This window comes from Micromonospora sp. DT201 (assembly GCF_049841575.1).
Classification (GTDB): Bacteria; Actinomycetota; Actinomycetes; order Mycobacteriales; family Micromonosporaceae; genus Micromonospora.
Genome location: NZ_JBNCKP010000002.1, coordinates 249,446 through 276,053, shown reverse-complemented (window position 1 = coordinate 276,053; position 26,608 = coordinate 249,446). Strand labels below are relative to the sequence as shown.

At 70.4% G+C, this 26,608-nt stretch carries 24 protein-coding genes and 1 tRNA gene; 9 read left to right on the top strand and 16 right to left on the bottom strand.

Annotated elements, in window-relative coordinates; all coding sequences use genetic code 11:
- Positions 1–94: 94 nt before the first annotated feature.
- Genes pknB through ACLQ28_RS05015 form a run of 7 tightly spaced genes read right to left on the bottom strand, consistent with a single transcriptional unit; the run spans position 95 to position 9,182 of the window.
- Positions 95–1,912, bottom strand: coding sequence for a Stk1 family PASTA domain-containing Ser/Thr kinase (gene pknB, locus ACLQ28_RS05045; RefSeq protein WP_425685008.1), 1,818 nt, complete (start codon positions 1,910–1,912; stop codon positions 95–97).
- The gene (locus ACLQ28_RS05040) at positions 1,909–3,318 is read right to left on the bottom strand and encodes a protein kinase domain-containing protein (RefSeq protein ID WP_425685007.1); all 1,410 of its coding nucleotides are present in this window, start codon (positions 3,316–3,318) and stop codon (positions 1,909–1,911) included. Before ACLQ28_RS05040 ends, pknB begins: the two co-directional genes overlap by 4 nt.
- Position 3,319: 1 nt before the next feature.
- Entirely contained in the window at positions 3,320–4,825 is a 1,506-nt protein-coding gene (locus tag ACLQ28_RS05035; protein WP_425685006.1) for a peptidoglycan D,D-transpeptidase FtsI family protein, read from the bottom strand.
- The gene (locus tag ACLQ28_RS05030) at positions 4,822–6,315 is read right to left on the bottom strand and encodes an FtsW/RodA/SpoVE family cell cycle protein (RefSeq protein WP_425685005.1); all 1,494 of its coding nucleotides are present in this window, start codon (positions 6,313–6,315) and stop codon (positions 4,822–4,824) included. Before ACLQ28_RS05030 ends, ACLQ28_RS05035 begins: the two co-directional genes overlap by 4 nt.
- Before the next feature lie 30 nt (positions 6,316–6,345).
- The gene (locus ACLQ28_RS05025; protein WP_425685004.1) at positions 6,346–7,905 is read right to left on the bottom strand and encodes a PP2C family protein-serine/threonine phosphatase; all 1,560 of its coding nucleotides are present in this window, start codon (positions 7,903–7,905) and stop codon (positions 6,346–6,348) included.
- On the bottom strand, positions 7,902–8,387 hold the full coding sequence (locus ACLQ28_RS05020; RefSeq protein ID WP_425685003.1) for an FHA domain-containing protein FhaB/FipA: 486 nt from the start codon (positions 8,385–8,387) through the stop codon (positions 7,902–7,904). The genes ACLQ28_RS05025 and ACLQ28_RS05020 overlap by 4 nt, the downstream gene beginning before the upstream one ends.
- A 6-nt stretch (positions 8,388–8,393) precedes the next feature.
- Entirely contained in the window at positions 8,394–9,182 is a 789-nt protein-coding gene (locus ACLQ28_RS05015) for an FhaA domain-containing protein (protein ID WP_007454122.1), read from the bottom strand.
- A 207-nt stretch (positions 9,183–9,389) separates the two neighbouring features.
- Here ACLQ28_RS05015 and ACLQ28_RS05010 point away from each other — a divergent pair.
- The 3 genes from ACLQ28_RS05010 to ACLQ28_RS05000 all read left to right on the top strand — a co-directional run bounded on the left by ACLQ28_RS05010 (position 9,390) and on the right by ACLQ28_RS05000 (position 11,458).
- Positions 9,390–9,475: transfer RNA gene (locus ACLQ28_RS05010), tRNA-Leu, on the top strand.
- 64 nt (positions 9,476–9,539) lie between these two features.
- The gene (locus ACLQ28_RS05005) at positions 9,540–10,655 is read left to right on the top strand and encodes an NAD-dependent epimerase/dehydratase family protein (protein WP_425685002.1); all 1,116 of its coding nucleotides are present in this window, start codon (positions 9,540–9,542) and stop codon (positions 10,653–10,655) included.
- A complete protein-coding gene (locus tag ACLQ28_RS05000; RefSeq protein WP_425685001.1) occupies positions 10,637–11,458 on the top strand; it encodes a WecB/TagA/CpsF family glycosyltransferase in 822 nt (273 codons plus the stop codon). Before ACLQ28_RS05005 ends, ACLQ28_RS05000 begins: the two co-directional genes overlap by 19 nt.
- Positions 11,459–11,527: 69 nt before the next feature.
- Here the strand turns inward: ACLQ28_RS05000 and ACLQ28_RS04995 are convergent, their stop codons facing one another.
- Positions 11,528–13,399, bottom strand: coding sequence for a S8 family peptidase (locus ACLQ28_RS04995; protein ID WP_425685000.1), 1,872 nt, complete (start codon positions 13,397–13,399; stop codon positions 11,528–11,530).
- Between the two features lie 217 nt (positions 13,400–13,616).
- Here ACLQ28_RS04995 and ACLQ28_RS04990 point away from each other — a divergent pair, with 217 nt between their 5' ends.
- Positions 13,617–14,216, top strand: a complete 600-nt coding sequence (locus ACLQ28_RS04990) for a hypothetical protein (RefSeq protein ID WP_425684999.1) — start codon at positions 13,617–13,619, stop codon at positions 14,214–14,216.
- Here the strand turns inward: ACLQ28_RS04990 and ACLQ28_RS04985 are convergent.
- Positions 14,184–14,585, bottom strand: coding sequence for a hypothetical protein (locus ACLQ28_RS04985; protein WP_425684998.1), 402 nt, complete (start codon positions 14,583–14,585; stop codon positions 14,184–14,186). The genes ACLQ28_RS04990 and ACLQ28_RS04985 overlap by 33 nt on opposite strands.
- On the opposite strand from ACLQ28_RS04985, the gene ACLQ28_RS04980 reads away from it, so the two are divergent.
- A complete protein-coding gene (locus ACLQ28_RS04980; RefSeq protein WP_425684997.1) occupies positions 14,563–14,793 on the top strand; it encodes a hypothetical protein in 231 nt (76 codons plus the stop codon). The genes ACLQ28_RS04985 and ACLQ28_RS04980 overlap by 23 nt on opposite strands.
- Positions 14,794–14,801: 8 nt before the next feature.
- Here the strand turns inward: ACLQ28_RS04980 and ACLQ28_RS04975 are convergent, their stop codons facing one another.
- The gene (locus ACLQ28_RS04975) at positions 14,802–15,023 is read right to left on the bottom strand and encodes a DUF397 domain-containing protein (RefSeq protein ID WP_425684996.1); all 222 of its coding nucleotides are present in this window, start codon (positions 15,021–15,023) and stop codon (positions 14,802–14,804) included.
- Positions 14,993–15,874, bottom strand: coding sequence for a helix-turn-helix domain-containing protein (locus ACLQ28_RS04970; RefSeq protein ID WP_110562910.1), 882 nt, complete (start codon positions 15,872–15,874; stop codon positions 14,993–14,995). The genes ACLQ28_RS04975 and ACLQ28_RS04970 overlap by 31 nt, the downstream gene beginning before the upstream one ends.
- 627 nt (positions 15,875–16,501) lie before the next feature.
- Between ACLQ28_RS04970 and ACLQ28_RS04965 the strand changes: the two genes are divergently transcribed.
- Positions 16,502–16,786, top strand: a complete 285-nt coding sequence (locus tag ACLQ28_RS04965) for a hypothetical protein (protein ID WP_425684995.1) — start codon at positions 16,502–16,504, stop codon at positions 16,784–16,786.
- Between the two features lie 103 nt (positions 16,787–16,889).
- Positions 16,890–17,345: a hypothetical protein gene (locus ACLQ28_RS04960; RefSeq protein ID WP_425684994.1), complete on the top strand. Its 456-nt coding sequence runs from the start codon at positions 16,890–16,892 to the stop codon at positions 17,343–17,345.
- Positions 17,346–17,352: 7 nt separating this feature from the next.
- On the opposite strand, the gene ACLQ28_RS04955 is transcribed toward ACLQ28_RS04960, so the two are convergent.
- Both ACLQ28_RS04955 and ACLQ28_RS04950 read right to left on the bottom strand, forming a co-directional pair.
- On the bottom strand, positions 17,353–18,084 hold the full coding sequence (locus ACLQ28_RS04955; RefSeq protein WP_425684993.1) for a PASTA domain-containing protein: 732 nt from the start codon (positions 18,082–18,084) through the stop codon (positions 17,353–17,355).
- Positions 18,085–18,266: 182 nt separating this feature from the next.
- On the bottom strand, positions 18,267–18,965 hold the full coding sequence (locus ACLQ28_RS04950; protein WP_425684992.1) for a PASTA domain-containing protein: 699 nt from the start codon (positions 18,963–18,965) through the stop codon (positions 18,267–18,269).
- 122 nt (positions 18,966–19,087) lie between these two features.
- On the opposite strand from ACLQ28_RS04950, the gene ACLQ28_RS04945 reads away from it, so the two are divergent.
- Positions 19,088–20,563, top strand: coding sequence for a hypothetical protein (locus tag ACLQ28_RS04945; RefSeq protein WP_425684991.1), 1,476 nt, complete (start codon positions 19,088–19,090; stop codon positions 20,561–20,563).
- A 67-nt stretch (positions 20,564–20,630) separates the two neighbouring features.
- Here ACLQ28_RS04945 and ACLQ28_RS04940 read toward each other — a convergent pair whose 3' ends face one another.
- Together ACLQ28_RS04940 and ACLQ28_RS04935 are read right to left on the bottom strand one after the other, a co-directional pair.
- A complete protein-coding gene (locus ACLQ28_RS04940; RefSeq protein WP_425684990.1) occupies positions 20,631–22,109 on the bottom strand; it encodes a glutamate--cysteine ligase in 1,479 nt (492 codons plus the stop codon).
- A gap of 294 nt (positions 22,110–22,403) precedes the next feature.
- Positions 22,404–22,985 carry a YceI family protein gene (locus ACLQ28_RS04935; RefSeq protein ID WP_425684989.1) on the bottom strand — a complete coding sequence of 194 codons (582 nt, stop codon included), beginning with the start codon at positions 22,983–22,985 and terminating at the stop codon, positions 22,404–22,406.
- Positions 22,986–23,084: 99 nt separating this feature from the next.
- On the opposite strand from ACLQ28_RS04935, the gene ACLQ28_RS04930 reads away from it, so the two are divergent.
- Complete coding sequence (locus ACLQ28_RS04930) at positions 23,085–23,603, top strand: MarR family winged helix-turn-helix transcriptional regulator (protein ID WP_425684988.1); 519 nt, start codon at positions 23,085–23,087, stop codon at positions 23,601–23,603.
- Between the two features lie 222 nt (positions 23,604–23,825).
- Here ACLQ28_RS04930 and ACLQ28_RS04925 read toward each other — a convergent pair whose 3' ends face one another.
- The gene (locus tag ACLQ28_RS04925; RefSeq protein WP_425684987.1) at positions 23,826–26,519 is read right to left on the bottom strand and encodes an ATP-binding protein; all 2,694 of its coding nucleotides are present in this window, start codon (positions 26,517–26,519) and stop codon (positions 23,826–23,828) included.
- Positions 26,520–26,608: the final 89 nt, after the last annotated feature.

Here is a 26,608-nt window from a genome sequence, read left to right as displayed (position 1 = left end):
CTGAGGCGTCGAGGACGGCGGCGGCTTACCGCCGACTCGACACCGGAAGTTTCCGCGTCACGCATGCCGAAGCCCGGGACCGTGGTGTCTGCGCCTAGTCCTCAGGAAGCCTGGTCGGCTGGGGCGGGAACGGCAGACCGATGCCGCCCCCGGTGCCGGGCGTGGTTGGCGTCACCGTCGGCGTGCTGGTCGGCGTGCCGGTGGGCGTCGGGTCGACGACCTTCTCCGGGACGCCGATCTCGATGGTCACGGTCCTGCCCTTGGCCAGCTCGGTGTTCGGACCCGGACTCTGCTTCTGGACCCGGCCGGCCTGGTCGGCCGGCACCTCGTCACCGTCGCGGAACTCGACCTTGTAACCCGCCTCGCGAAGCTCCTGCTCGGCTTCCTCCTGCGTCGAGTTGATCACGTTGGGCACCTTGCTGATGTTGCCCCTGGAGACCTCGACGGTCACCTTGCTGTTCGGCGCGACGGTGGACCCCGACGGAGGGGTCAGCTTGAGGACGATGCCCTTCGGCGCAGCGTTGTCCACCTCCTTCAACTCAACCCTCAAGCCCTTCTCGTCAAGTTGGGGCTTGACGTTCGCGTACTGGGAGTTGATCAGGCCAGCGGGAATCTTCACGTCCGGCTTGCCAGCGCAGAGCTGGATGGTCACCGTGCTGGCCTGCTCCAGCTGAGCGTTCGGCAGAGGATCCTGCTTGGCGACAGTGCCTTCCGTACAGTCGTTGGCGAGGACGGGCTCGCCCACATTCGGCCTGAGCTCGGCGGCTTCGATCTCGGCGACCGCGACGGCCTGGCTCTTGCCGACGAGGGAGGGCACCCGCTTGTTGGCCTCGTCCTGCTGTTGCGCCCAGAGCAGAGCAGCGACCAGGGCGATCACCGCCAGCACGCCGACGGCGCTGAACGTCGCGATCAACCAGGAGGACGCCTTGCGCTGGCGCGGATCGCCCACCCGGGCCATCTGCCCGGTCTGCTGCCCAACGGTGGGCGCCGGGTAGCCGCCCCGGCCGCCGGCCGGGGCCATCGGCACCGTCTCCGCCTCACGCAGCACCGGGGTGGCCAACACCGGCCGGCCGGCGGCAGCGCGGAGCAGGTCGGCCCGCATCTCGCCAGCGCTCTGGTAGCGGTTGAGCGGGTTCTTCGACAGCGCCTTCAAGACGATCGCGTCGATGGCCGGGGTGACGTCCGGGTTGATGTCGCTCGGCGTCGGCGGCGTCTCCCGTACGTGCTGGTAGGCAACGCTGACCGGGCTGTCCCCAACGAACGGGGGGTGCCCGCAGACCAGCTCGAAGAGCACACAGCCGGCCGCGTACACGTCGGAGCGGGCGTCGACGGCCTCGCCGCGCGCCTGCTCCGGGGAGAGGTACTGGGCCGTACCGATCACCGCGCTGGTCTGCGTCATGGTGGTCGCACCACTGGCCAGCGCGCGGGCGATACCGAAGTCCATCACCTTGACCTGGCCGGTCTGGGTGAGCATCACGTTGCCGGGCTTGATGTCCCGGTGGATGATGCCGTGCCGGTGACTGAACTCCAGGGCAGCGCACATGTCGGCGCAGATCTCCAGAGCCCGGCGCGGCTGCAGCCGCCCCTCGGCGCCGAGGACCTCCTTCAAGGTCCGCCCGTTGACGAACTCCATCACGATGAACGGCAGCGTCTCGCCAGTCGGCGCTGTCTCCTCACCGGTGTCGTAGACCGCCACGATCGCCGGGTGGTTGAGTGAGGCGGCGTTCTGCGCCTCCCGACGGAACCGCATCTGGAACGTCGCGTCCCGGGCCAGGTCGGTACGGAGCATCTTGATCGCGACGTCCCGACCGAGCCGGAGATCGCGACCGCGGTGCACCTCGGCCATGCCGCCGTAGCCGAGCAGCTCGCCGACCTGGTACCTGCCACCGAGCAGGCGGGCCTGCGCTGTCATCGCGTCTGTCGTCCTTCGCTCGTCGTCGTCCCGCCGTCGCCCGGCTGGAGTCGTATCTCCCGACGGTACGACGTCCGGGTCGGATCGTCGCGTCTGTCGAGTTGCAGCGCGCTGGACGTCACGGCGCGCGGAGTCGGCCCAGCGGATTGACCGTCCTGCGACTGCTTCCGCAGGTTGTAGGAAATCACGCCGGAGCAGACCAGGACCAGCACAGCCAACAGGATGGCGAGAAGCACCATTCCGGGCCGGGACCGGCGGGGCTCGGTTACCGGCGCCGACGGGCCAGCCTGCCGGGCGTACGCCGACGGTTGAAGCTGGCGGGGTGGTGCCGACGGCACCGCTGCGGCACCGCGCGGGTATCCGTTCGGCGCAACCGGCGGCCGGGCGGACGGAACGGCCGGCGCGACGGCGGTGGGGCGCGGCTGCTGTGCCGGCGCGACCGCGGTCGGTCTCGGCCCGGCGGCCGGCGGGCGGGCACCTGGCGGACGCATTTGGTGCGCCTGCGGCACCTGGGCCCGGCCGGGCGCTGCGGGCGAGGCTGGCGCCGCGGAGACGGGCCCGGAGTTGCCACCAGCCCTGGCCTGCTGGGAGAGCGCGGCCTTGAGCTGGCGGGCGACCCCGGCGAGGGCAGCGGCACTCGGCCAGCGGGCGGTCGGGTCCTTGGCCAACGCCCGTTCCACCAACGCGCGCACCTGCGGGGGGATGTCTGAGGGAAGCGCCCGGGGAGTCTCCCGAACGTGCCGCATCGCAATGTCGAGCGGGTTGTCGCCCTCGAACGGGCGCCGGCCGGCGAGGCACTGGTAGGCGACCACGCCGAGGGCATACACGTCGGACGCCGGGGTGGCCACGCCGCCGGTGGCCTGCTCGGGCGAAATGTACGAGGCGGTGCCGAGCACCGAGCCGGCGGCGGTGAGCTGGCCGACCAGATCGGAGCGGGCGATGCCGAAGTCGGTAAGCACCAGCGTGCCGTTCGGCCGGACCAGCAGGTTGCCCGGCTTCACGTCGCGGTGCACGATGCCCTTCTCGTGCGCGGCGTGCAACGCGTCCGCAGCCTGCGCGACAAGGGCCATCGTCCGGGCCGGGGTGAGCCGGCCGACCCGGCTCAGCGTGGACGACAGGGCGTCGCCCTCGACGTACTCCATGACCAGGAACGCGATCTGCTGGTCGTTGCCGAAGTCGTAGACGTCCACCACGCCGGGGTGGTTGATCGTGGCCATGGTGCGGGCCTCGCCGCGGAACCGCTCGGCGAAGTCCGGGTCGTCGAGCAGCGCGGGGAGCAGGCTCTTCACCGCGACCGTCCGGCCGAGCACCTGGTCGGTGCCGCGCCAGACGTCGCCCATGCCGCCGCTGGCGATCCGCTCGTCGAGACGGTAGCGGTTGCCGAGCTGGACGCCGGGGCTGAGCATGTCAGCGACCCCCGGGGTCGGCGATCGCGGCCCGCATGATCTGGCCGGCGATCCGGGCTGCCTCGCCGCTGCCACCGGGTCCGGCTTGTTCGAGCATCACGCAGACCGCAGAGATCGGGGTGCCGTTCTTGTCCAACGCGAAGCCGATGAACCAGCCGTGGTCGGGCCGGTCCGGAGCGGACTGCGCGGTGCCGGTCTTGCCGCCGACCGTGTAGCCGCTGATCGCGGCCTTCTTGCCGGTGCCGTTCTGGACCACGCTGACCATCATGTCGCGCAGGTCGCCCGCGACCTGCGAGCTGACCGGCTGGCGCAGCTCCCGTGCCTTGGCGGTGTAGTAGCTGGTGGTCCGGTCCGGGGCGAGCAGCTGCCGCACCAGGTACGGCCGCATCTGGCTGCCGCTGTTGGCGACCGAGGCAGCGATCATGGCGCCTTCCAGCGGGGTCATCCGAACGTCCCGCTGCCCGATCGAGGACTGGGCGAGCGCGGCCGGGTCGTCCCCGCCGTCGGCGTTCTGGATGGTGCCGGTCCGGCTGGCCGCCGTGGGCAGGCCGCCCTCACCGAGCTCGCCGACGGTCAGGTCCTCCTGCTCGAAGCCGAACTGTCGGGCCTTCTCCTTGATGGCGTTGGCACCGAGCTGCACGCCGAGCTGGGCGAAGCCGGTGTTGCACGAATCGGTGACCGCTGTCAGCAGGGTGACCTTCGGCTGGGGGCAGATCGACGATTCGGCGTTGCGGATCGGGCTGCCCGAGGTGGGCGGGGTCCAACTGGGACCGGCCGGGATCTGGGTCGTCTTGGTGATGCCGGCCTCCAGGGCTGCCGCAGCCACCACGATCTTGAAGGTGGAGCCCGGGGGCAGCGTCTCGGAGAGCGCGCGGTTCTTCAGCGGACCGTCCGGGTCCTGTTCCAACTTGTTGAACGCCGCGGCCGCCTCGCTGGTGGTGTGGCTGGCCAGCGGGTTCGGGTCGAAGCTGGGCATGGAGACCAGCGCCTGCACCGCGCCGGTACGCGGGTCGATGGCGATCGCCGCGCCCTTCTTCGCCCCCACCTGGTTGTTGCGCAGCTGGTTGTACGCCGCGTCCTGAGCCTTCTTGGAGAGCGTGAGCAGCACGTTGCCACCACCGCTGTCGTCACCGGTGAACATGTCCTTCAACCGGTCGCCGATCAACTGGTCGCTGGTGCCGGCCAGGAAGTCGTCTTCCACCCGCTCGATGCCCTGGTCGGCCAGGTTGACCGGCTTGTAGCCGAGCACGTGGGCGTACTCGGCGCCGCCCGGGTAGGTGCGCAGGAACTTCAGCGTGCCGGTGGTCTCCTTGCTGGTGGCCACTGCCGTGCCGCCAGCCTCGATGTTGCCGCGCTTGCGCTTGTAGTCGGCAACCTGGACCCGGCCGTTGTAGTCGCTGGTGCGGTATTCGTCGGCCTTGTAGGCCTGGATCCAGTTGAGGTTCGCGAAGAGCAGGCCGAACAGGACCATGACGACGACGCCGACACGGCGCAGGGGTGCGTTCACGGCTTGATCACCTCCGTGGGAGCACCATGCAGCTGCTCGGGCGGGCCGGCGGAGGGCCGGGGAGCCTTACCACCGGCCCCGGTGACCGGCCGGTGGGCGCCGTCGGAGACCCGCAGCAACACCGCGATGAGCAGCCAGTTCGCCATCAGTGACGAACCACCGGCGGACAGGAACGGGGTGGTCTGACCGGTCAGCGGGATGAGCTTGCTGATCCCGCCGACGATCACGAAGACCTGCAGACCGAGGGTGAACGCGAGACCACCGGCGAGCAGCTTGCCAAACGAGTCCCGCACCGCGAGCGCGGCACGCAGCCCTCGCTCCACGATCAGCAGGTAGACGACCAGCAGCGCGGAGAGCCCGAAGAGGCCGAGCTCCTCACCGATGCCGGCGAAGATGAAGTCGTTCTGCACCTCGGGCAGGATCCCGGGCTGGCCGCCGCCCGGCCCGGCACCGAAGAGGCCGCCGGTGCCGAGCGCGAGCAGCCCCTGCACCAACTGGTAGCCCTTGTCGGTCGGATCGGCGAACGGGTCGAGCCAGATCTCGGCGCGCAGGTAGAAGTTGGCGAACGGGCCGCCGACCGTCTCGCCGAGAACGTAGGCGAGGTACGCGCCGCCGAAGAAGAGCACCAGACCGATCAGCAGCCAACTGACCCGTTCCGTGGCGATGTAGAGCGTCACCACGAACATGCCGAAGTAGAGCAGCGAGGTGCCCAGGTCCTTCTCGAAGACCAGCACCAGGACGCTGATCAGCCAGACCCCGACCACCGGGCCGAGGTCGCGGCCGCGCGGGAAGTCGATGCCGAGGAATCGCCGGCTGGCCAGCGACAGCACCTCGCGCTTGCGGACTAGGTAGTAGGCGAAGAAGACCAGCAGCGCCAACTTGGCGAACTCACCCGGCTGGATGGAGAAGCTCTCGCCGAACTGGATCCACAGCTTGGCGCCGTTGCGCTCGGAGATTTTCGACGGCAGCACCGCCGGGATCATCACCAGCACGATGCCGGCCAACCCCAGGGTGTACGCGTACCGGGAGATCGACCGGTGGTCGCGCATGAGGACGAGCAGGCCGGCGGCGAGGATCACCGCACCGAGCGTCCAGGCCAGCTGGCGCCCGCCCTGCCCCGCGAAGGTCGCCAGACCCTCCCGGTCGGCAACCGGGGCTTCGCCCAGGTCGATCCGGCGGAGGAAGCCCACCCCGAGCCCGTTGAGCAGGGCCACCGCCGGAAGCAGGGCCGGGTCGGCGAACGGGGCCAGGAACCGGATGACCAGGTGCAGACCGAGGAAGACCGCACCGAGCGCGGCGGCGGGCATCCAGAAATCCGGGGTGACAGTGTCCAGCAGGTTCGCCTCGACGGTCGCCCCGTACGCGGCCACCAACGCCATGGCGAGCAGCAGCAGAGATAGCTCGGCGTTCCGGCGCGACCGCGCCAGGCGTACGCCGGACTGCTCGCCCGCGGTTGCGGGCGAGGGTGCCGGTGTGGCCGCTACGGTCACGGGTGGAGTCCTCGGGATCTCAGCCGACGCTTACTCAGGAGACCGGCAACCGGCTGGGTCGAGCGCCGGCGGGGCCGAGTCGGAGGGCGTGACGTCGGGTGTGGTGGTCGGGCCGGTCGCACCGACAGCGGCGGTGGCACCGACAGTCGGGCTCGCGCTGACAACCCCGTTGGGGGTCGGCGGCACTTTGGCACTCGGGCTGCCGTTCGGGGTCGGCGTGGTGCCGGTCGGCGCGGTGCCGGTCGGCGTCGTGCCGGTCGGCGCGGTGCCGGTCGGCGTCGTGCCGGTCGGCGCGGTGCCGGTCGGCGCGGTGCCGGTCGGCGTGGGCGTGGGAGTGCCGCCCACCGCGGCGGTCGGGTCGAGCGGGCAGAGCGGCTTCAGGTTGGGGTTGCTCGGAGTGTCACTGGTCAGCTCGGCGAGCTGGCGCTCGGCGTCCGGCTCGCTCTTGGCCCGGATGCCGACCTTGACAGTGTCCTGCGCAGCGACCGTGAGGTCGTCCAGTCGGGTGCCGCTGCGGCGATGCACGGTGGAGAGATCCATCCCGGCGATCTGACCCTGGACGCCACGGAAGACGGCGACCTGCCCCTCCTCGGTGGCTCCCACGTAGTACTGCCGCTGCGTGTACGTCCAGCCCGCGAAGGACCCTCCGCCGACGATCACCAGCAGGGCCAGTGCCATGGCGGCGGTCCGCACCGGGCGGCGCTTCGGCCGGTCCGGTTCGTCGTCCGAGGCCGCTGGCTCCTCGGGCGCGGCCGGGCGTGGCGCGGCGAGCGCCGAGGCCCGGGCAGCCGGAGTCGAGTCGTCGGCGGAGGTCGCCATACCCCGGTCTCGTGCGGCGGCACCGCCGACGATCGGGCTCGCCTCGACGATGTCCTGATCCGTGGCATCGGCGATGATCACCGTGATGTTGTCCGGTCCACCGCCGCGCAGCGCGAGCTGCACCAGCCGCTCGACGCACTGCTGCGGGTCGGTGTACTCCCGCAGGGTGTCGCCGATGGTTTCGGCGCTGACCACACCCGACAGGCCGTCGCTGCAGATCAGGTACCGGTCGCCGGGCAGCACCTGGCGCACCGAGTACTCCGGGTCGATGTCCCGGCCGTCGAGGGCTCGGGTGAGCAGCGACCGCTGCGGGTGGCTGCTCGCCTCCTCGGCACTGATCCGGCCTTCGTCGACGAGCATCTGGACGTAGGTGTCGTCCTTGGTGATCTGCGCGAACTCGCCGTTGCGCAGCAGGTAGGCCCGCGAGTCGCCGATGTGGACCATCCCCAGCTTGCTGCCGGTGAAGAGGGTCGCCGTCAGCGTGGTGCCCATCCCCTCCAACTGCGGGTTGGCGTCCACCGTGTCGCGGAGTTGTTGGTTGGCGGTGCCCACGGCCGAACGCAACGCATCGACGAGAGCGTCCCCCGGGACGTCCTCGTCGAGCGGCGCCATGGCACCGATGACGATGTTGCTGGCGACGTCACCGGCGGCCATACCGCCCATGCCGTCGGCAACGGCGAGTAGCCGCGGCCCGGCGTAGACGGAGTCTTGATTGCCGTCACGGATCAGACCGCGGTCGCTGTGGGCCGCATAGCGCAGGGTCAGAGTCATGGCCGTAATTCGAGGGAAGTGCGGCCGATCCGGATCGGCACGCCGAGGGGGACGGGGGTTGGTCCGGTGACCTTAGCGCGATCGAGGTACGTGCCGTTAGTCGAGCCGAGGTCCTCGACGTACCACTGCCCGTCGCGCGGCACGAGCCGGGCGTGTCGCGCGGAGGCGTAGTCGTCGGTGATGACCAGGGTGGAGTCCTCAGCACGACCAATGGTGATCTGCGCTTCACCGAGAGTGATCCTGGTGCCGGCAAGCTGACCGGCTGTCACCACCATCTGGTGAGCCGCCCTGCCCCGCTTCACCTTCGCCGGCTTCGCCAACTGCCCGGTCGAGGCGCCCACCGCACGCGGCGCGGCTACCAGGCGACCGGACCGGGCGCCCGCGAAGAGGTCCCGGCGGATCACGCCGACCACCGTGAACACGAAGATCCACAGCAGGATCAGGAACCCGAACCGGGCAACGGTGATGACCAACTCCGGCAAGGCGGGTCAGCCGTCCACGCGGAAGGTCAGCGTCGTCGTGCCGAGCTGGACCATGTCACCAGGGTTGAGAGCGACGGCGGACACCCGCTGCCCGTTGACCATGGTGCCGTTGGTCGAACCCAGATCGGTCAGCACGACCTGCCCCCCGTCGAAATCCAGCCGGGCGTGTCGCCGGGAGATGCCGACGTCGGGCAGGCGCAGATTGGCCTGATCGCCGCGACCGATCACCGTCGACCCCATCTGGAGGGGGTAGGTGCGACCATCGCCGGAGACCAGCCGCACGTTGCGACCGCCACCGTGACCGGGCGGCGGGCCGTAGCCACCACCCTGGTCGTACGCAGGGTAGGCGGGCGGGCCGGCGTCGTAGCCGGGTGCCGACACCGGGGCGACCTCGCCGCCGGTGTAGACCTCGGCCGTGACACGGAACATGCCCGTGTCCAGGCCCTCGCCTCGCTCGATCTCGACGATCACGTCGCCATAGACCGTCCAGGCCTGCTCGCCGATGAACTCCGCCTGCGACTGGGCCAGTTCCTGGGCCAGCGCGGCGGCGTACGGCGCCAGCCGACTGTGGTCGAACGGCGAGAGATCGATCACGTAGCGGTTGGGCACCAACGTGCGCCCACCGGCCAGGATCGCCTTGTGCGCCTCGGCCTCCCGCTGCATGGCGTTGAGGATCTCCACGGGGTGGACCACCCCTTTGAAGACCTTGGCGAAGGCCCCTTCGACCAGGCCTTCCAGACGCTTCTCGAAGCGTTGCAGCACGCTCACCGGCTCCTCCTCGGGTCCCGAGGACATGATGGTATCCGGCCGGCGCGCGCGCAGCTCACACGCCGCTCGGCCGCCTGCTCTCGGCCCATTCGGAAGGGCCCGGACTGTCGTGCTAATCTTTCGTCCGCCACGAACGGTAATCGCTCGTGGCGAGCGGCTGGGACAGCGTAATATTCCCGAGGCCCGTTGGAGACAGCGGGGCCGGGGCGGCTACAGTGTTCCGGGTCGTGCCACGGGGATGTGGCGGAATGGCAGACGCGCACGGTTCAGGTCCGTGTGCCCGAAAGGGCGTGGGGGTTCAACTCCCCCCATCCCCACCAACGACGAGGGCTCCGCGTAATGCGGGGCCCTTCCGTCATATCGGGGCGGGCCGGGCGTCACGCTATGCTGCGATGGATTCTGCCTCCGATGGACCGGGAGTGGCGTGTGAGTGTCGCGTTGGTGACAGGGTCGGGTGGTCTGATCGGCTCCGAGGCGGTCCGGCACTTCGCCGGCCTCGGCCTGGACGTCGTCGGCATCGACAACGACATGCGCCGGTACTTCTTCGGCGAGGACGGCTCCACATCCTGGAGCCTTGAGCGGCTCGGCCGTGACCTGGGCAACGCCTACACCCATTTCGCGGTGGACATCCGGGACCGGGACGGCCTGGAGCAGGTGTTCAAGAAGTACGGCTCGGACATCGCCGTGGTGATCCACAGCGCGGCGCAGCCGAGCCACGACTGGGCGGCCAAGGAGCCCTACACGGACTTCGACGTGAACGCCGGCGGCACGCTCAACATCCTGGAGAACACGCGCCGGCATGCGATCGACGCGCCGTTCATCCACTGCTCGACCAACAAGGTCTACGGCGACCGGCCCAACAGTCTGCCGCTGCTCGAGCAGGAGACACGGTACGAGCTGCCCGAGGACCACCACTGGTACGAGGGCATCACCGAAGAGATGTCGATCGACCACTCGCTGCACTCGGTCTTCGGCGCCTCCAAGGTCGCGGCGGACGTGATGGTCCAGGAGTACGGGCGCTACTTCGACATGAAGACCGCCTGTTTCCGAGGCGGCACGCTGACCGGTCCGGCGCACTCCGCAGCCGAGCTGCACGGGTTCCTGGCCTACCTGATGCGCTGCGTGATGGAGGGCCGGACATACAACCTGTTCGGCTACAAGGGCAAGATGGTCCGGGACGCCATCCACTCACGCGACGTGCTGACCGCGTTCGAGGCGTTCTTCCGGGCCCCGCGATCCGCGGAGGTCTACAACCTCGGTGGCGGCCGGCACTCCAACACCTCCCACATCGAGGCGTTCCGGATCGCCGAGGAGATCACCGGCCGCGAGGCCCGGATCAACTACGTCGAGCAGAACCGCACCGGCGACCACCAGTGGTACGTCAGCAGCATGGCCCGGTTCGAGGCGCAGTACCCGGACTGGAAGATCACCTACGACGTGCCAATGATCTTGCAGGAGATCTACGAGGCTAACGTTGACAAATGGGTGCCCACCGCATGACCACACGGACCAAGCGCAATGTGCTCGGCGTCCTGGTCGACGCCACCGACTACGCGACGGCGACCGATGCGGTGGTGACCGCGGCACACGAGCGACGCCCGCTCGCGCTGACCGCGTTGGCGGTGCACGGTGTCATGACTGGTGTGTTGGACCCGGCGCACAACGCGCGCCTCAACTCCTTCGACGTGGTCACTCCGGATGGGCAGCCGGTGCGCTGGGCGCTCAACCTGCTGCACCACGCCGGGCTCACCGACCGGGTCTACGGGCCGACGCTGACCCTGCACGTGCTGTCGCGCTTCGCCGACGAGGGGCTGCCGGTCTACCTGTACGGCTCGACCGAGGAAACCCTCGCCAGGTTGATCCCGGCGCTGGAGCGGATGTTCCCCGCGCTGAAGATCGCCGGGGTGGAGCCGTCCAAGTTCCGTGCCGTCCAGCCCGGTGAGGACGCCGAGATCGCCGACCGGATCCGCTCCAGCGGTGCCCGGCTGGTCCTGGTCGGGCTCGGCTGCCCGCGCCAGGAGGTCTTCACGTACGCCATGCGACCGTTGCTCGACATGCCGCTGATGGCGGTCGGCGCTGCCTTCGACTATCACGCCGGGCTGCTGCGCCAGCCCCCGCCGTGGATGCAGCGCGCCGGCCTGGAGTGGTTCTGGCGTCTCGGTCTGGAGCCGAAGAGGCTCTGGCGCCGTTACGTCATCCTCAACCCGGCCTACCTGAGCCGGCTCTTCGCTCAGAAGGTCGGCCTGTGGAAGGCCCGTCCGCCAGCCCCGGCCACCGAGCGGCCGGCGACCTTCGCGGTCTGATCCCATTTCCGTACGACACGAGGCCCCACCCGGCGTGCCCGGGGTGGGGCCTCGGTCATGGGAGATCGGTCAGACGGTCAGGGTCCAGGTGTTGATGTAGCCGGTGTCAGCGCCGTACACGTCGCGCACCTGAAGCCGCCAGGTGCCGTTCGCCGCCTCACTGGAGAGGTTGGCCGTGTACGTGGTGTTGACGTTGTCCGCGCTGTCCGAGCTGCTGCTGTTCTTCAGCCGGTACGCGCTGCCATCCGGGGCGAGCAGGTCGATGACCAGGTCACCGCGGTAGGTGTGCACGATGTTCACCGCCACGGTGGAGGCCGACGAGGCGTTGCGGTTGCAGCCGGCGATGGTGATCGAGCTGGTCACCGCCGCGCCGGCGTCCGGGATCGACACGTCGGTGCCGTTGCTGCCGGAGCATCCGCCGCCACCCGAACCGGTCACGGTCAACGTGTAGGTGGCCGTGCGGGTGCCCGCCGCGCCACTGCCGGTGATCGTGACCGGGTAGCTGCCGGCGGGGGTGCTCGCCGAGGTGGCGATGGTGAGGGTGGATGAGCCGCCCGACGTCACCGTCGACGGGCTGAACGACGCGGTCGCGCCGGCCGGCAGGCCGCTGGCGGAGAGGCTTACCGACTGGGCTGAGCCGGCGGTGGTGGCCGTGCCGACGGTGGCCGTCACCGAGCCACCAGGTGCGGTGGAGCCGGAGGTCGGCGACACCGACACGGAGAAGTCGTTGGCCGGCGGCGTGCCGTTCACGACGTAGAGCAGCTTGTTCGGGGTGCCGGTGCCGACGTTTGTCACCACGTTCGGAGTGGAGTTGTTGACCAGGTAGTCCCGCACCTGCTGCGGGCTCCAGGACGGGTTCGCCGACAGCGCCAGCGCCGCCGCGCCAGCGACGTGCGGCGATGCCATCGAGGTGCCACTGATGGTGTTTGTCGCGCTGCTGCTGGTGTACCAGGCCGAGGTGATGTTGACGCCCGGGGCCAGGATGTCCACGCAGGTGCCGTAGTTGGAGAAACTCGCCGCGGCGTCGTTGTTCTGCGTCGCACCCACGGTGATCGCGGAGGCGACTCGCGCCGGGGAGTAGTTGCAGGCGTTCTGCCGGACGCCGAAGGCGTCGCCGTTGCCGGCGGCGACCGCATACGTGATGCCGGAGTTGATCGAGTTGCTGACGGCAGTGTCGATCGAACTGTTGGCGCCACCACCGAGGCTCATGTTCGCCACCGCCGGCTTGACCGCGTTCGCGGTCACCCAGTCGATGCCGGCCACCACCTGGGCGTTGGTGCCGCTGCCCTGGCAGTTGAGCACCCGGACGCCGACGATCTGGACGCCCTTGGCCACACCGTACGAGGAGCCGCCGACCGTGCCCGCCACGTGCGTGCCGTGGCCGTTGCAGTCGTCGGCGGAGCCGCCGTCCACCGCGTCGAAGCCCGAGACGGCCCGGCCGCCGAAGTCGTTGTGCCCGTAGAGCACGCCGGTGTCGATGATGTAGGCGCGGACGTTGGACGCCGTGTTCGGGTAGGTGTACGAGCTGTTCAGGGGCAGATTGCGCTGGTCGATCCGGTCCAGGCCCCAGGAGGGCGGGTTGGTCTGCGTTCCGGAGATGGACACGGTGTGGTTCTGCTCGACGTACGCAACCGCCGGGTCGGCAGCGATCCGCGCCGCCGCGCGCGCGCTCACCGTGACCTCGAAACCGCGCAGTGCCGCGCCGTAGGTGCGGGCCACCTTGCCGCCGTGTCGGCCGGAGAGCCGCTTCGCGGTGTCGACGACCTGGTCGCGGGCCACCGCGCTGTCCTTGAGTACGACGATGTAGCTGTCCGGCACGGCGGTGGCTCCGCCGGCGGCCCTGACCACACCTGTGGGTTCGGCGGCCAGGGCCGGGGTGCCGACGGCCAGCACGGTCGCCGTGACCACCCCGACCATTACGGACCTTCGTGGAAGACCCATTTCCTACCTCCCTCTGACCGGCGGCGGAACGCGTCCGCCAGTCCCAACATCAATCGACACTTGCCGATCTAGCTGAGGGTAAGTCAGCGGTCCGGCAATTGGACATGTCGAAACGTCCATAATCTCGGTGGGATGGCCCCCTACGGGCCTGGCGTCCGGGGCGAACGGGGGACCGGCCCCGATTCGCCCCGCCGCGATTCGGGAAAGACTCTCGAACATGGAGAGTCACCTCACCATCCTGATTCCGATCGCCGCCGTCTGGCTGGCCGCCGGAGTCGTAGCCGACGGGCTTCCCCGGCTGCACAACACCCGCATGCTGCGCCGGCGTACCGGATGGTTGCTGGTGCTGACCCTCACCGGCATGGCGCTCACCGCGGCCGTGCTCGGCGGCGGCCTCCTCAGTGCCGGCACCGCGCCGGTCGACCGCGCCGCAGCCGGGCTCACCCTGGCCGCCGGCCCGGCGCTCGTGACGACGGTCTGCTCCCTGCGGCGGATCCGCCGGTTGTGGGCCGGGGCGGGCGCGTTCGCCAGTGCCCCCACCACGCCTGCGCCGCACGGGCTGCGCGCGGCCGCGGCCCACCCACTCATCGGATTGCCACTGCAGGTGACCGCCTTGGCCACCGTGCCCGCGTTGATCGCGGCGGTCGGCACCGACCTCGGTGCCGAACCCGCTGTCACCGGGCCAGCGATCACCGTGGGTGCGCTCACGGTGCTCGCCATTGGTGTCCGGCACGCGCTACGGCACAACAGGTTCGCCGAGCGGGCCCAACCCGAGGCCCCACGATCAGCGCGGACGGCCAGCCCCCTGCACGTATAGCAACTCCAGGATCGCCCTGGTCGCCTCGAACCACCGGTCCAGCCAGCCTGGCGGTGGCACGCTGCCCCTCGGCGGCAACTCCATCAGCAGCCCGCGCAACAACGGGTGGTCGGCCAGCGACCCACTGGGCTCCATCGGCCAGCCGGTCGGCGGGAACGACGGCTCGACCAGCGGGTTCGGGTCCAGCGAAGGCAGCGAGAGCGGAAGGTCCGCCGACTCGGAGGCGGACGCGTCCCGCCCGCTCATCTCCTGGTCGTTCGACACCACCTCGGTCAGTACGGTGTCCCGACGCGCTCCGCGGTACTTGCCACCGAACCGCTCCGGTTTGCCCGGACCGTTGGTGAGATTGTCTGACCCGATCGTCGTCATCCGTCTCGCCTACCTCGCTCGGTTGCCGATCGGTGCGGCGGTCGTCGACCTGCGAAGCACCGACCAGTTCAACGAGACGGGCCCGCTGTGGCGACGGGAATCCCGGCGGAACCTCGCCGACCGCCGTCGCGGCGCGGGCGCTGAGCCGACCCTCCCCGGACACGGCAAGGTCCCCATCCGGGCTGACCCGGACGGGGATCTCACGTGACCACTCGGTCAGACCTCGCCGAACGCACCACCTCGGGTGCCGCCGACGAAGGCGTGCCAGTCACCTGGTGCGAAGACCAGGGCTGGGCCCGCCTTGTCCTTCGAGTCGCGCACTCCGACCGCCCCCGTCACGTACGCCACCTCGACGCAGTTGTCACAGTTCGGCCCGCTCTTCGAGCTCTTGAACCATGCTGCCTGCGTCAGGTCCACGGGGAACCTTTTGGTCGCCATTTCCACAACGGCTCCTCTGCCAGTTTTGCGATGTGTGCGACGGACTCCTCTGGACGTATGGCCGCAGCGCGGATGTGATCGAAGATGAAGCTGTACTTCTGCAGTTCGTCGCTCTTCTCGAGGAAAAGCCCACCCGTGGCGTTCTCCGCGTACACAACATCCGGATCACCGGGTTCAGGGAAGCTGAGGATCGTGAAAGTGCCGTCCATGCCGGCATGTGCACCTACCTCGAAGGGCAGGATCTGCAGCGTCACGTTCGGCAACTCGGCCACCTCGACCAACCGCTTGAGTTGGCCACGCATCACCTCGTCCCCGCCTACCGGCCGACGTACCACCGCCTCATCGAGTACCACCCACAGATCGACCGGATCGTCCTGGGTCAACAACGACTGACGGCCCAGACGGACACGCACCCTTTGGTGCACCTGATCGGCTGTGAAGTCCGGACGGGCGGCGCGGATCATCGCCCCGGCGTACTCCTCGGTCTCCAATAGGCCCGGCACGACCTGCTGTTCGTACGCCCGGATCGAACTCGCGGCCGCCTCCAGCCCGACGTACGCGCCGACGAGCACCGTGCTGTACGGATGCCACCAGCCCTTCTGCCGGGCCTCCCGGGCGATCTGCACGAGCTCGTCGCTCTCGGCACCGACCACGCCGTAGATCCGCAGCATGTCCCGCACGTCGCGAGGGGTGGCTGTGGTGTGCCCGGTCTCGATCCGGGAGACCTTCGACGCCGAGCACTCCAACTGCTCGGCGACCACTTCGATGGTGATCCCGGCAGACTCCCGCTGGCGGCGCAGCTCGGCACCGAGCCGCCGCCGTCTGATGGTGGGACTGCGCCGCTCACTCATCGCACAACCCGTGAGTCGCTGGTCTCCGCCGCTGGCTGCTCGACCCCACTCGGGCTACCTCCGGTTGACGCGCCACTGGGTGACACCCGCCGGAGGCGCGACCGTCGACCGGCGAGCGTTCGCGACGATGGGGGTGGTGCCGGTCCTCGGCCGGCCGCGACGGGCGAAACCGGCTCTCAGTGTGCCGTCCGTACGCGGAGGGCTTCAATAGGCCTTTCGCGCAACGCGCTCACGTATCGGCAAAAGTCGACATGCAACTTGCATGAAGCACGTCGCTGATGCACTCTGTCCGTATGGCTCGGATCACTCAGCGTCTCCGTCCGCTTCCTTGGAGTGGTGACCCCACCGAACCGGGGAAGCCGGGCAGGGCGCGGGCCCGGCCGACGACACCGAGACCTGCTCCGGGGTAAAGACCCCGCCGCTGGAAGCCGGCAAGCTGCGGCGGCGGGCGCGGTTCCCGGAAGCACCGGGTGGTGGTCGGGTGGCGGCACGCCACCAGCGGGGTACGGCCCGGCCACCACCATCCGCACCACCGGTTCACGAGGCACGACCCCGTCACCGGCCGAGACGTTCCCCCGTTCAGGCACCGCCGGCACAACTGCCGGCCGATCCTCCCCAGGAGCCCATGTGCTTCCCCGCACCGGTGACGTACTGCACGTGACTCGCGCGGCGAGTGTCCAGTTTCTTAGGCCCATCAAGTTCCGGGTGATCCGGGTGCTCGACTGGCCCACCTATGACGGCTGGCTCTGGCTCGACGGCTACGAGTTGAACGCCGCGGGCGACGCGGTCAACCGACGGTCGATCTTCGTCCAACGGGATGGGCTGCAGCAACTGCAGGCAGCCCCCGAACCCCGCCCGCACACCGTACGGGCCCGACGGCCAGTCGCCCGTACTCCGCTCCGCGTCGGCTGACCGACCCGATCCGCCGCCGGTGGGCGTGCCGTCGCCATAGAATTGGTACGCCCACCCCGGCACAGTTCCACCGCGCGTCCAGGACCCTGACCCTGGGATGGTCATGGTCAATCAGCCCGCCCTACGGCGGCACCACCGCTCCCTTATCGCCTACGCATTTGGACTGCTCGCCCTCCTCGGGGCGATGGCCACACTCCTGGTCCTCGTCCGCGACCCGGCGATGTCGTCCACCCGGCTGACCACACCGGTGCCCGCACCGGAGATCACCGTGGTCGACGCCGACCCACCGACGGACGACGGCCCATCGGTGCACGAGGAACCCAGCTGGATCGGCGCCGACGCCCCCAGTAACCACGCCGACGTCACCGACCCGACCGGGGCGGTGGCTGGGCGTGGCGCTGGCGGCCAGGCCGACGGCCGTCAGGAACTCACCGAAGCAGCTCCAGCCGGACACACTGCGACGGACGTCCGCCGCTCCCTGTTCTGGTCCGGCATCTTCGGGCTCGCCGTCGCGCTCGCCGGCCTCGGCCTGGTCGGCAACCGCCGTCGGATGTGGTGACCGCCGATCACGGTGTGCTCGTCGACGTCGGGATCGCCGTGGTCGGGCTCACCCCGGTCGAGGGCCGAGCCTGAGAGACGATCAACAGCACCTCGTCGTCGGTCGACACCGGCGTGCCCGTTCCCGGCTCGGTGCCCACCACAGTCCCCGGTGGCAACTCCGACGGGCGATACACCACCCGGTAGGCAATGCCGAGCCGGCCCAGTAACCCCTCGGCAGTGGCCTGCGGCAGGCCGGCGAGTGGTGGCACCGACACCTCGTCCGGCGTGCTGGTGGTCGCCGGGCTGCTCGGCGTCTCGCTCGGCGTCTCGCTGGTCGGCCCGGCCGTGGTGGGGGATGCGCTGGTCGGTGCGGCGCTGGTGGCGCTGGCCGGCGGGAGCGACGGGGTGGAACCCGGATCGTCCCGGTCGTCATCCCGCTTGGAGAGCCCCAACCAGAGCGCTCCCCCGAGCAGGCCGGCGAGCAGCAGTGCGAGAACACCCCAGAGGATCGGCAGCCACCATCGCCGGCCACCCTGCTCCTCGACGTACCACTCGCCAGCGGGTTCAGCCGGCCGGGAAGGTCGAACCTCGGCCCGCCCGGACCACGACGGCTCCGCTGGTATCCGCGCCGTTTTGTCCGGCTCGGCCGCGGATCGGGCCGGTTGGGTCGGCTCCGGCCGGCCGGCTGCGGGTGGCAGGGGGCGGGTCCGGTCATCGTCGTGCTCGCCGTCGGGTGGCTCCTGGCGGTCGTCGCTCATCGCACGTCCTTTCCCGAACCCGGACGGGCGTCATGGCCCTCGACCGTCAACCTAGCCGCCGACCGCACCATCGGTGGGGATCAGCGTGCCGAGCCGCGCCGGACGCAGTCGCGGACGTGGTGCACCGATCCCTGGCCGATCGCGCCGGCTCCTGCACCAGGCTTGGCCGCGGGGCCTTAAGATCAGGGAGTGGGTTTCGTGGTCGGCTGGTCCGGAGCGCCCGCCCCACACCAGATGCTGACCTCGTCGTTCCAACTGGCAGGGCCGTCCTCCTCCGGCTCCTGCCGGGCGACCTTGCCGCTGCGGCCGCTGATGTAACGCGGATACAGGCCCTCGTCGATCAAATCGTCGACGGCTTTGGCGCAGTCCTTCCCGACCACGTCCGGCACCTCGGCGGATGGCGCTGGCCCAGCCACGTGCAGTTGCACCGTCATACCCCGGGTAACCTCGCTGCCCACGGCCGGTGAGGTGCTCTCGACCGTACGACCGCCGCCGCTGCCGAACACCAGCCGCCAACCCAGCCGCTGCCTGCGCAACGCTTCCCGGGCCTGCTCGAAGTCCATGCCGATCACCGGAGGCACCGTCAGGCCGGCCGCCTTGGTCGCCGTGGCGGAGGTCCGGACGGCCGACGGCGTGGTCCGGCCGGTGCTCGGCCGAGGCGCGGTGGCCCGACCGGTCGGCGAACCGGCCGTGGTCGCGACCGCCAGCGGATCCCCCGAGGGTGTGCCGTCCTCGCCGGCCAGCAGCCAGCCGCCGGTCGCGCCGATCGCGGCGAGCAGCACAGCGGCCAACCCACCACCCAGCAGTACGCTGGCCCGACCTGCACGGCCGCCGTCCCCGCCACCGGCGGCATCCTGCCGACCCGTGTTCGTGTCCGTCATAGCGCCCACCGCCTCATCACCGGCGACCGTACCGCCCGTCGCCCAATCCACTGCGCCGGCGGTTCGAACCGGCGGGTCGTTGCGACTCGCCGCGCCGACGACGGGACGTTACGCTGCCCGGCATGGCCAGACAGGGCTGGGGAGTGTCGATCGTTACCGCGATCGGTGTCGCTGCCGGCGCGGGCGCCGCGCAACTGGGCTTCGGCTACGGGCTCGGCGTCATCACCTGGACGCCAACCGATGCCGGAGCCACCGACACCGCCTGGGCTGACGGCCTCGCCTGGGCCACCTGGCTTGCTGCCAGCTCGACGGTCCTCGGGGCGGTTTGCGCGCAGCGGCTACACAAACGGAACGCACCAGCGACGGCCGAGCCGCAGGCTGCGGAGGCTCCTGACCCCGCGACCTCGCTGGAGCAGGCCTCTCAAGATGGCGGGCGTCCGTCTGCCGCCGACACCACAGGCACCGAGGCGACGGAAACGCGGTCGGCACAGGTGGCCGAGGCCACGTCCCACGACCGCGGCAGCCTGCTGCAACGGGTGGCACTTGCACTCGGCGCCGGGTTCGGCGGGCTGGTCACAGTGCTGCTGATCGCCGTACCGGCGCGGGTTGCGGCCGGAGCCGACACCGACGCACCGCAACGGACCGCCGCGGTGCAGGCGACGCTGGGCATCCTGATTGGCGTGCTCGTCGCGATCTGGGCGCTTCGCTCCCGGGTCGCGGCGATCAACGTGACGGCGACCGCCGCCTGGCTCTGGCTGCTCGCGGTGGTCTCGGTGCTCGACGGGGTACGCGTCGGACGAGGGCTGATCGGCGCTCAACTCGGCACCTGGCAGCTCGACCCGGACCACCCGCACTACTGGATATCCGACCAGCTCTACTGGCCCGGCGCGCTGTTGGCACTCGTGCCCGCGCTGCTGATCGGCGTGCTGGCCGCCCGGCGGACCGCCCGATCGGCCGGGCACCGCGTTGGCGCGGCAGCCTCCGGTGCTGCCGGTCCGGTGCTCGTCGCACTCGCCTACCTGACCACCCTGCCGCACTGGTCGACGCTGGGCCCCGCGCAGTTGTCCACCCAACTGATCGCCCCGTACGCGGTGCTCGCCGGTATCGGCGGCTCGGTGCTGGCCGCCGCCCTCGCCGAGCGGGCCGACCGGAGTCGGGCAGCCGACCGAAATGCGGCTGTCTCGGGTACGAAGACCAACCCAGCCCCGGCAGCGCACGCCGACTCGAACCCGGCCACCGCCGGTGGGCCGACGCCGGCAGCGCACGCCGACTCGAACCCGGCCACCGCCGGTGGGCCGACCCCGACCGCTCGTCCCAACCCGGCTCCGGTCGCCCGGACCGACTCCGAGCCGTCGGCTCTCGGCTCGTCGATCGGCACCGCAGCCCGGCGCGGCAGGGCTGACGCCGCACCGCAGGCAACCAGGACGAGTTCCCTACCGGGCGGGGCCAGCGCCGTACCGCGGGTGCCCGCGCCGCGCACCGAGCCGAACCTCACCGGTCCAGCCCATCCTGGCGAAGCCGGAGCAGCAGAGGATCCGACGCAGAGCGGTCGACGCACCCGCGCATCCCGCCGATCCACCCGCCCCACCACCGACTAACCCATCCCATCCCACCCGCCCCACCCGGCGGTGAGGGTGCCCGGAGGGGGTGGGGGTGGGGTGGGGGTTAGTTGACTGGCCAGGTGTGGACGGGTTCGTTGGCTCGCTGGAGTTCGGCGTAGCGCTGGACCATGTGGTGCAGCGCGGCCGCCCGGTCCATGCCGTGGTGCCGCTCCGCCGCCCACACCGCCTCGGTCTGCCAGACGGCACCGTTACGGCCGGTTCGGCAGCGCTGCTCGATGATGCCGAGCAGCCGGTCCCGCTGCGCCGGGGCGACACCGAACCCGTCCAGGCCGGCCGCGGCGGTGGGCAGCAACTGCTCCAGCACCAGCCTGGTGACCGGCACGTCGCCGAGCCCGGGCCAGTGCAGCACGGCATCGAGGCCACGTCGAGCGGCGGCGTGGAAGTTTTCCTCGGCGGAGCTGAAGGTGAGTTGACTCCAGATCGGACGGTCCGCCTCGGCCAGACCCCGTGCCAGCCCGAAGTAGAAGGCCGCGTTGGCGAGCATGTCCACCACCGTCGGACCGGCCGGCAGCACCCGGTTTTCCACCCGCAGGTGAGGTCGGCCGTTCATGATGTCGTAGACCGGGCGGTTCCACCGGTAGACCGTGCCGTTGTGCAGCCTCAACTCTCCGAGCTGCGGCACCCCGCCGGCGTGCAGCACCTCCACGGGGTCCTCGTCCTCGCACATCGGCAGCAGCGGCGGGAAGTAACGGACGTTCTCCTCGAACAGGTCGAAGATCGAGGTGATCCACCGCTCGCCGAACCACACCCGTGGTCGTACGCCCTGGGCCTTGAGCTCGTCCGGGCGGGTGTCGGTGGCCTGCTGGAACAGGGCGATCCGAGTTTCGGCCCACAGTTGGCGTCCGTAGAGGAAGGGGCTGTTCGCCCCGACCGCCACCTGAACGCCAGCGATGGCCTGGGACGCGTTCCAGTAGTCGGCGAAGCTGTCCGGTGCCACCTGGAGGTGGAACTGGAGGCTGGTGCAGGCGGCCTCGGGGGCGATCGAGTCGGTGTGCGTCCGCAACTGCTCGACGCCACGGATGTCCAGCTCGATGTCCTCGCCTCGGGCGCCAACGATCTGGTCGTTGAGCACCCGGTAGCGCTCGCTGGTGGAGAGATTGTCCTCGACCAGATGCCCCTCGGTGAGGGTGGGCAGGATCCCGACCAGGACGATCTTCGCGTCGGACTTGGCCGCTCGCTCGTCGGCCCGGGACAGGCTGCCGCGCAGGTCGTGCTCGTAGTCGGCGAAGCCGGTGCCCTCGATCAGTCGGGGCTCGGCGTTGAGTTCGAGATTGAACTGCCCCAACTCGGTCTGGAACAGCGGGTCGGCGATGTCGGCGAGGATCTCCTCGTTGCGCATCGCCGGCTCGCCCGCCGAGTCGACCAGGTTGAGCTCGATCTCCAGGCCGGTCATCGGCCGGTCGGCGTCGAACCCGAAGTCGTCCAGCATCAGGGCGAAGACGTCCAGGCACCGCCGCACCTTCTGCCGGTAGCGGACGCGATCATCCCGGGTGAAGGCGCCCTGCGAGACGTCCCTGCCCATGTGTCCTCCCGACGGCCGGCGCGGTCGGGATCCTGCCGTCCCGGAATGCGCATTGTGAACCCTCCACGTTAAGAGCGCCCACCCGAGGGGGGCCAGAGGCCCGCAGCGGTGATCCGACGTCGACCGGAGTGGACGCCCTCGTGGTGCCTTCTGTACCCAATCGTCGACCGACTGGATCCGATGGCGGGCGAACAAGTCGTGACAATTACCACGACGTCGGCGTCGGGTGTGGAGACGACGCAGAGCCCGCGCCTACCTGCGGCGCGGGCTCTGCGTACTGGTGATCTGGGTAGATCAGGCCTGGCGGATGGCCTCGCCCTCGATCTCGATCTTGATCTTGCGGCTGACCAGCACACCCCCGGTCTCGAGGGCGACGTTCCAGGTCAGGCCGAACTCCTCACGGTCGATCTCGGTGCTCGCGGAGAAACCGAAGATGTCCTGGCCGAACGGGCTGCGGCCGACACCCTCGAACTCCACCTCCAGCTCGACCGGCCGGGTGACGCCCAGCATGCTCAGCTCACCGGTGAGCACGAACTCGCTGCCACGACGGGACTTGACCCCGGTGCTGCGGAACTCGATCGTCGGGAACTTCTCGGGGTTCAGGAACTCGGGGCCGCGCAGGTGTGCGTCCCGGTCGGCCTGGGCGGTGTCGATGCTGGCGGCCTGGATGGTGGCGACGACCGACGACTGCAGCGGGTCCTCGGCGACGGTGATGGTGGCGGTCGCCTCCTTGAACTCACCGCGGACCTTGCTGACCATCATGTGCCGGGCAACGAAGCCGACACGCTTGTGCGCCACGTCGAGCGCGTAGGTGCCGGCCGCCGGGATGGTGAGGCCGTCCCAGTCGCGGGTAACCGCATCGGTGCTGCTGGTCATGCTGCTGTCCTCCAGAGGAATGTTTAATAGCCCAACGACTGCTGAAGCAAATACAACTGCAACAACATTCCCCGTGTCAAGTACTGGTAGGGTGAACGAGTGACCAACGTGTTCGACGATCCCCGGATCACCGCCGTCGGCCTGCTCTTCGAGGCACACGCCGGTCTGTCAGCCCGGTTTACCGCTCAACTCGAGGAGCACGGCCTCTCCGCGGTCGAGTTCGAGGTCATCACCCGACTCGCCCGCTCGCCGGGCAACCAACTCCGCATGACCGACCTCGCGGCGCAGACCTCGTTGTCGACCAGCGGCGTGACGCGCGTGGTGGACCGGATGGAACGTGACGGGTTGCTCACCCGCCGGGCCTGCCCGAGCGACCGACGCAGCTCCTACGCGGTCGTCACCGCCGCCGGGATGCACCGACTCAACGAAACGCTACCCGGGCACCTGCAGATGATCGAGCAATGGTTCACCGGCCAACTCGACCCGGAAGCACTGGCGGCTCTTCTCGACGGGCTACGCCGGGTCCGCGATGCCGCGCATCCATGCGCCACCGCCGGCAGCGACGACGTCGGCCCTGAGCAGCAGACCGCCACCACCGGCAGCGGCACACAGCGCTGAGCAGCACCGGCAGAAAGACCGGCAGAACTGACCCAGCCAAGCCGGAGGATTCGGTCTAACCCGACTTCCTACCGCCTTGGCGGTGGCAGGCTTCCTGCACCGGGGATCACCGGGGGGTGACGGCGCGGGCGAAAAGCGAGGGGTAGCACCAAGGGGGCTCTTCGCCCGCGCCACTCTCCCCGACTACGACAGGCCGCGCTCAGGCCACCCAAGCTGTCGTGACTACCGTGCTTCCGGCCCACCCCGTGCGGTGGTCAACGCGTAGAGCAGACCCGACTCATGGGGCAGTAGCCGAATGCCGCTCTCCTGACAGACCCGCTCCAGCCGGTCGAGAACCGCCGGGTTCGAGGTGCTCGCTGCCAGTCCCACCAGCGCCTCCACCACGTCTCTGCGATCCTGACTCACGTCGTCGTCGGCGGCGGCGGCGAACCACTCGGCAGCCAACTCCCGGTCACCCCGGTGCAGGGCCAGATTCCCCTCGATCAGAGCACACAGCCCCGCCTCCGGCCCACCCGACGACAGCGCCGCATTCGCCGAGCGCGGCGGCGGTGCCACGGCCCGCCGAGCCGACGAACGCGCCGATCCGGCCGCCGCAGCCTCGGCGGCCCCCGTGCGCAGCTCAGCGAGCACCTCGGTCGCCTCGGCGCCACGCCCGTCCTGAGCGAGCGCCAACCCGAGTTTCCCGAGCACCCGGCGGCGAAGCCCCGGATCACCCAGCTCGGACAACGCGGTGATCACCCGTCGGCCATGGTCGATGGCGTCCGCGTACCAGCCCTCCAGGCGGGCGACCTCGGCCCGCTTGGCCCAGGTCAGCAACCGAAGTCGCTGCTCCCCACTCTCGGCGGCGAGCCGGTCCGCCGCAGCGAGCCGGCGGCGGGCCGCAGCCAGATCACCAGCCCGGATCTCGTGCCAGGCGAGACTGTTCTGGGCCACCGCCAGGTCCCTGGTCCGTCCGTTGCGGGCCGCCAACCGCAGCGCCGTCTCGGCCTGCTCGCGAGCCTCGTCCTGACGACCGACGGAGATCAGCAGGGTGCCGAGCACGTTCCGCGCCTCCAACTCGCCGGTGACATCGCCGGCCTGCCGGAAGGTGTCCAACGCCGCGCGCGCCGTCGGCAGTTCCTCGGCGCCCGCACGGTGCTCGGCGGAGAGCCGGGCAACCCCGACAGCGGCCCAGCCACGCAGGACCGGATCAGCGCCGGCGGTCCGAGGGTCCGCCAGCAACCGCCGTAGCCACTGCCGCCCGGCGACGTCGTGCCCACGGAACCGCCACCACCGGGTCAGGCAGGCCGCCAGCCGCAGCGCGGTCAGCGGGTCGTCCGTGGCCGCGTGGGCCAGCGACGAGCTGATGTCCCTGCTCACCTCGTCCAGCCGGTGCACCGCGTCCGACGACCGTGGGCCGACCAGGTCGGTTGCGGTCCGCGCCACCAAACGCGCGATCACCTCCGCGTGTCGACGTCGGATGCGGGTCAACTCACCCTCGCCGGTCGCCTGCTCGACGGCATAGTCGCGGACCGCGTCGAGCAGCCGGAACCGGAACGACCCGGTGCCGCGTACGCTCAGCAGCCCGAGCTCGACGAACCGGTCCAACAGCGGAACGGGGTCGATCGCCACCGTGCCGTCCCGGTCGGCCTCGTCGGCGAGCATCTCCTCGGCCAACTCCACCGACCAGCGGTTGCCGAACACGGCGAGCTGCCGCAGCGCTGCCCGCTCGTCCTCTGCCAGCAATCGATAGCTGGCCGCCACCGCGTCCCGCAGGGTGACCGTGCCCGCCACCGCCGCAGGCGTGGTGTCGATCGATCGTCGGGTGGGCGCATCCGGTGCGTCCCAGCCGGGCTGAACCACCGAGTCCGCAGGAGTGGCGAGGTCGAGCACCCGGTCGCCGTACCGGTCAAGCAGTTGGGTGAGGTCGAGCAGCCGGCCCCGGGCGGCCATCAGCTCGATGGCCAGCGGCAGCCCGCCCAGCCGGCGCACCAGCGCGGCAAGCGCTGGCAGCTCGTCCGGGGTCGGCGGCTCCCGACGGACCTGAGCGAGCCGGGAGGTGAACAACGCGACCGCCGGCCACGATTCGAGCGTTGCCGCTCCGGAACGTTCGGCGCCCGGTGGCGGCACGTCGAGCGGCGCGACCGGCCAGACCCTCTCCCCGGACAGCCCGACCGGGTGCCGTCCGGTGACCAACACCCGCAGCGAGGGCAGGGCACCGATCAGCCGGTGCAGCGTCGCGGCCACCGGGCCCGGGGCACGCTCCACGGCGTCCATCACCAGCAGCGCCGGCCGCCCGGCGAGCCGAGCCACGAGTTCCGGCAGGCGCGCCGAGCCGAGCACCGCCATCGAGGCGGCAAGCACGTCCGGCCCATCCAAGCCCTCGCCGACCAGCACCCCGGCCACCCCGGCCGGATGGGCGAAGGCCACCGCGTGCGCCACCGCCGTCGCCAAGGCGGTCTTGCCGACCCCGGCCAACCCGACCAGGCTCACCAGTCGAGGCCCGCGCTCCGCCGTCAGCATCCCGGCCAGCTCCGCGAGGTCGCGGTCCCGGCCGATCAGCGCGACCGGCGGTGGGAGGGCGACCGGCGGGTCGGCGGGCGCGGCCTCCGACGTCGCGCTGCCGTTGAACGCGAGCGCCTTCGAGGTGGCGTCCGGCCGCGACGACTCAGCGCCGGAGGAGCCCCGGGCCGCAGACAGGAACGCCGTCCGGCTGGTGCCGGTCAGCGCCAACGCTTCGGCGAGCAACTCGACAGTGGTGCGCTGCGGCCGGACCGACCGGCCACGCTCCAGGTCACGAACCGTCCGCACACCCACCCCGGCCCGGGACGCCAGCTCGGCCTGGGTCAGGCCCGCGGTGCGGCGATGCGCGCGGAGCAGCTCCGGCAGGGCGGTACGACCAGCCGGGCTCCGCGACCCATCATGATCCGGAGTCATGGGCACGAAGAGTACGGATCGACTACGACCGTCGGCAGCCGAACGTCGGGCTACCGACGCCTGCTCGCCGAAACCCGACAGCCGTACGG

Excerpts from the sequence above, each read along its gene's own strand:
- pknB (WP_425685008.1), bottom strand. The coding sequence starts at position 1,912 with ATGACAGCGCAGGCCCGCCTGCTCGGTGGCAGGTACCAGGTCGGCGAG.
- ACLQ28_RS05040 (WP_425685007.1), bottom strand. The coding sequence starts at position 3,318 with ATGCTCAGCCCCGGCGTCCAGCTCGGCAACCGCTACCGTCTCGACGAG.
- ACLQ28_RS05025 (WP_425685004.1), bottom strand. The coding sequence starts at position 7,905 with ATGACTCTGACCCTGCGCTATGCGGCCCACAGCGACCGCGGTCTGATC.
- ACLQ28_RS05015 (WP_007454122.1), bottom strand. The coding sequence starts at position 9,182 with ATGTCCTCGGGACCCGAGGAGGAGCCGGTGAGCGTGCTGCAACGCTTC.
- ACLQ28_RS05005 (WP_425685002.1), top strand. The coding sequence starts at position 9,540 with ATGCTGCGATGGATTCTGCCTCCGATGGACCGGGAGTGGCGTGTGAGT.
- ACLQ28_RS05000 (WP_425685001.1), top strand. The coding sequence starts at position 10,637 with ATGGGTGCCCACCGCATGACCACACGGACCAAGCGCAATGTGCTCGGC.
- ACLQ28_RS04995 (WP_425685000.1), bottom strand. The coding sequence starts at position 13,399 with ATGGGTCTTCCACGAAGGTCCGTAATGGTCGGGGTGGTCACGGCGACC.
- ACLQ28_RS04990 (WP_425684999.1), top strand. The coding sequence starts at position 13,617 with ATGGAGAGTCACCTCACCATCCTGATTCCGATCGCCGCCGTCTGGCTG.
- ACLQ28_RS04985 (WP_425684998.1), bottom strand. The coding sequence starts at position 14,585 with ATGACGACGATCGGGTCAGACAATCTCACCAACGGTCCGGGCAAACCG.
- ACLQ28_RS04975 (WP_425684996.1), bottom strand. The coding sequence starts at position 15,023 with ATGGCGACCAAAAGGTTCCCCGTGGACCTGACGCAGGCAGCATGGTTC.
- ACLQ28_RS04970 (WP_110562910.1), bottom strand. The coding sequence starts at position 15,874 with ATGAGTGAGCGGCGCAGTCCCACCATCAGACGGCGGCGGCTCGGTGCC.
- ACLQ28_RS04960 (WP_425684994.1), top strand. The coding sequence starts at position 16,890 with ATGGTCAATCAGCCCGCCCTACGGCGGCACCACCGCTCCCTTATCGCC.
- ACLQ28_RS04955 (WP_425684993.1), bottom strand. The coding sequence starts at position 18,084 with ATGAGCGACGACCGCCAGGAGCCACCCGACGGCGAGCACGACGATGAC.
- ACLQ28_RS04950 (WP_425684992.1), bottom strand. The coding sequence starts at position 18,965 with ATGACGGACACGAACACGGGTCGGCAGGATGCCGCCGGTGGCGGGGAC.
- ACLQ28_RS04945 (WP_425684991.1), top strand. The coding sequence starts at position 19,088 with ATGGCCAGACAGGGCTGGGGAGTGTCGATCGTTACCGCGATCGGTGTC.
- ACLQ28_RS04940 (WP_425684990.1), bottom strand. The coding sequence starts at position 22,109 with ATGGGCAGGGACGTCTCGCAGGGCGCCTTCACCCGGGATGATCGCGTC.
- ACLQ28_RS04935 (WP_425684989.1), bottom strand. The coding sequence starts at position 22,985 with ATGACCAGCAGCACCGATGCGGTTACCCGCGACTGGGACGGCCTCACC.
- ACLQ28_RS04925 (WP_425684987.1), bottom strand. The coding sequence starts at position 26,519 with ATGACTCCGGATCATGATGGGTCGCGGAGCCCGGCTGGTCGTACCGCC.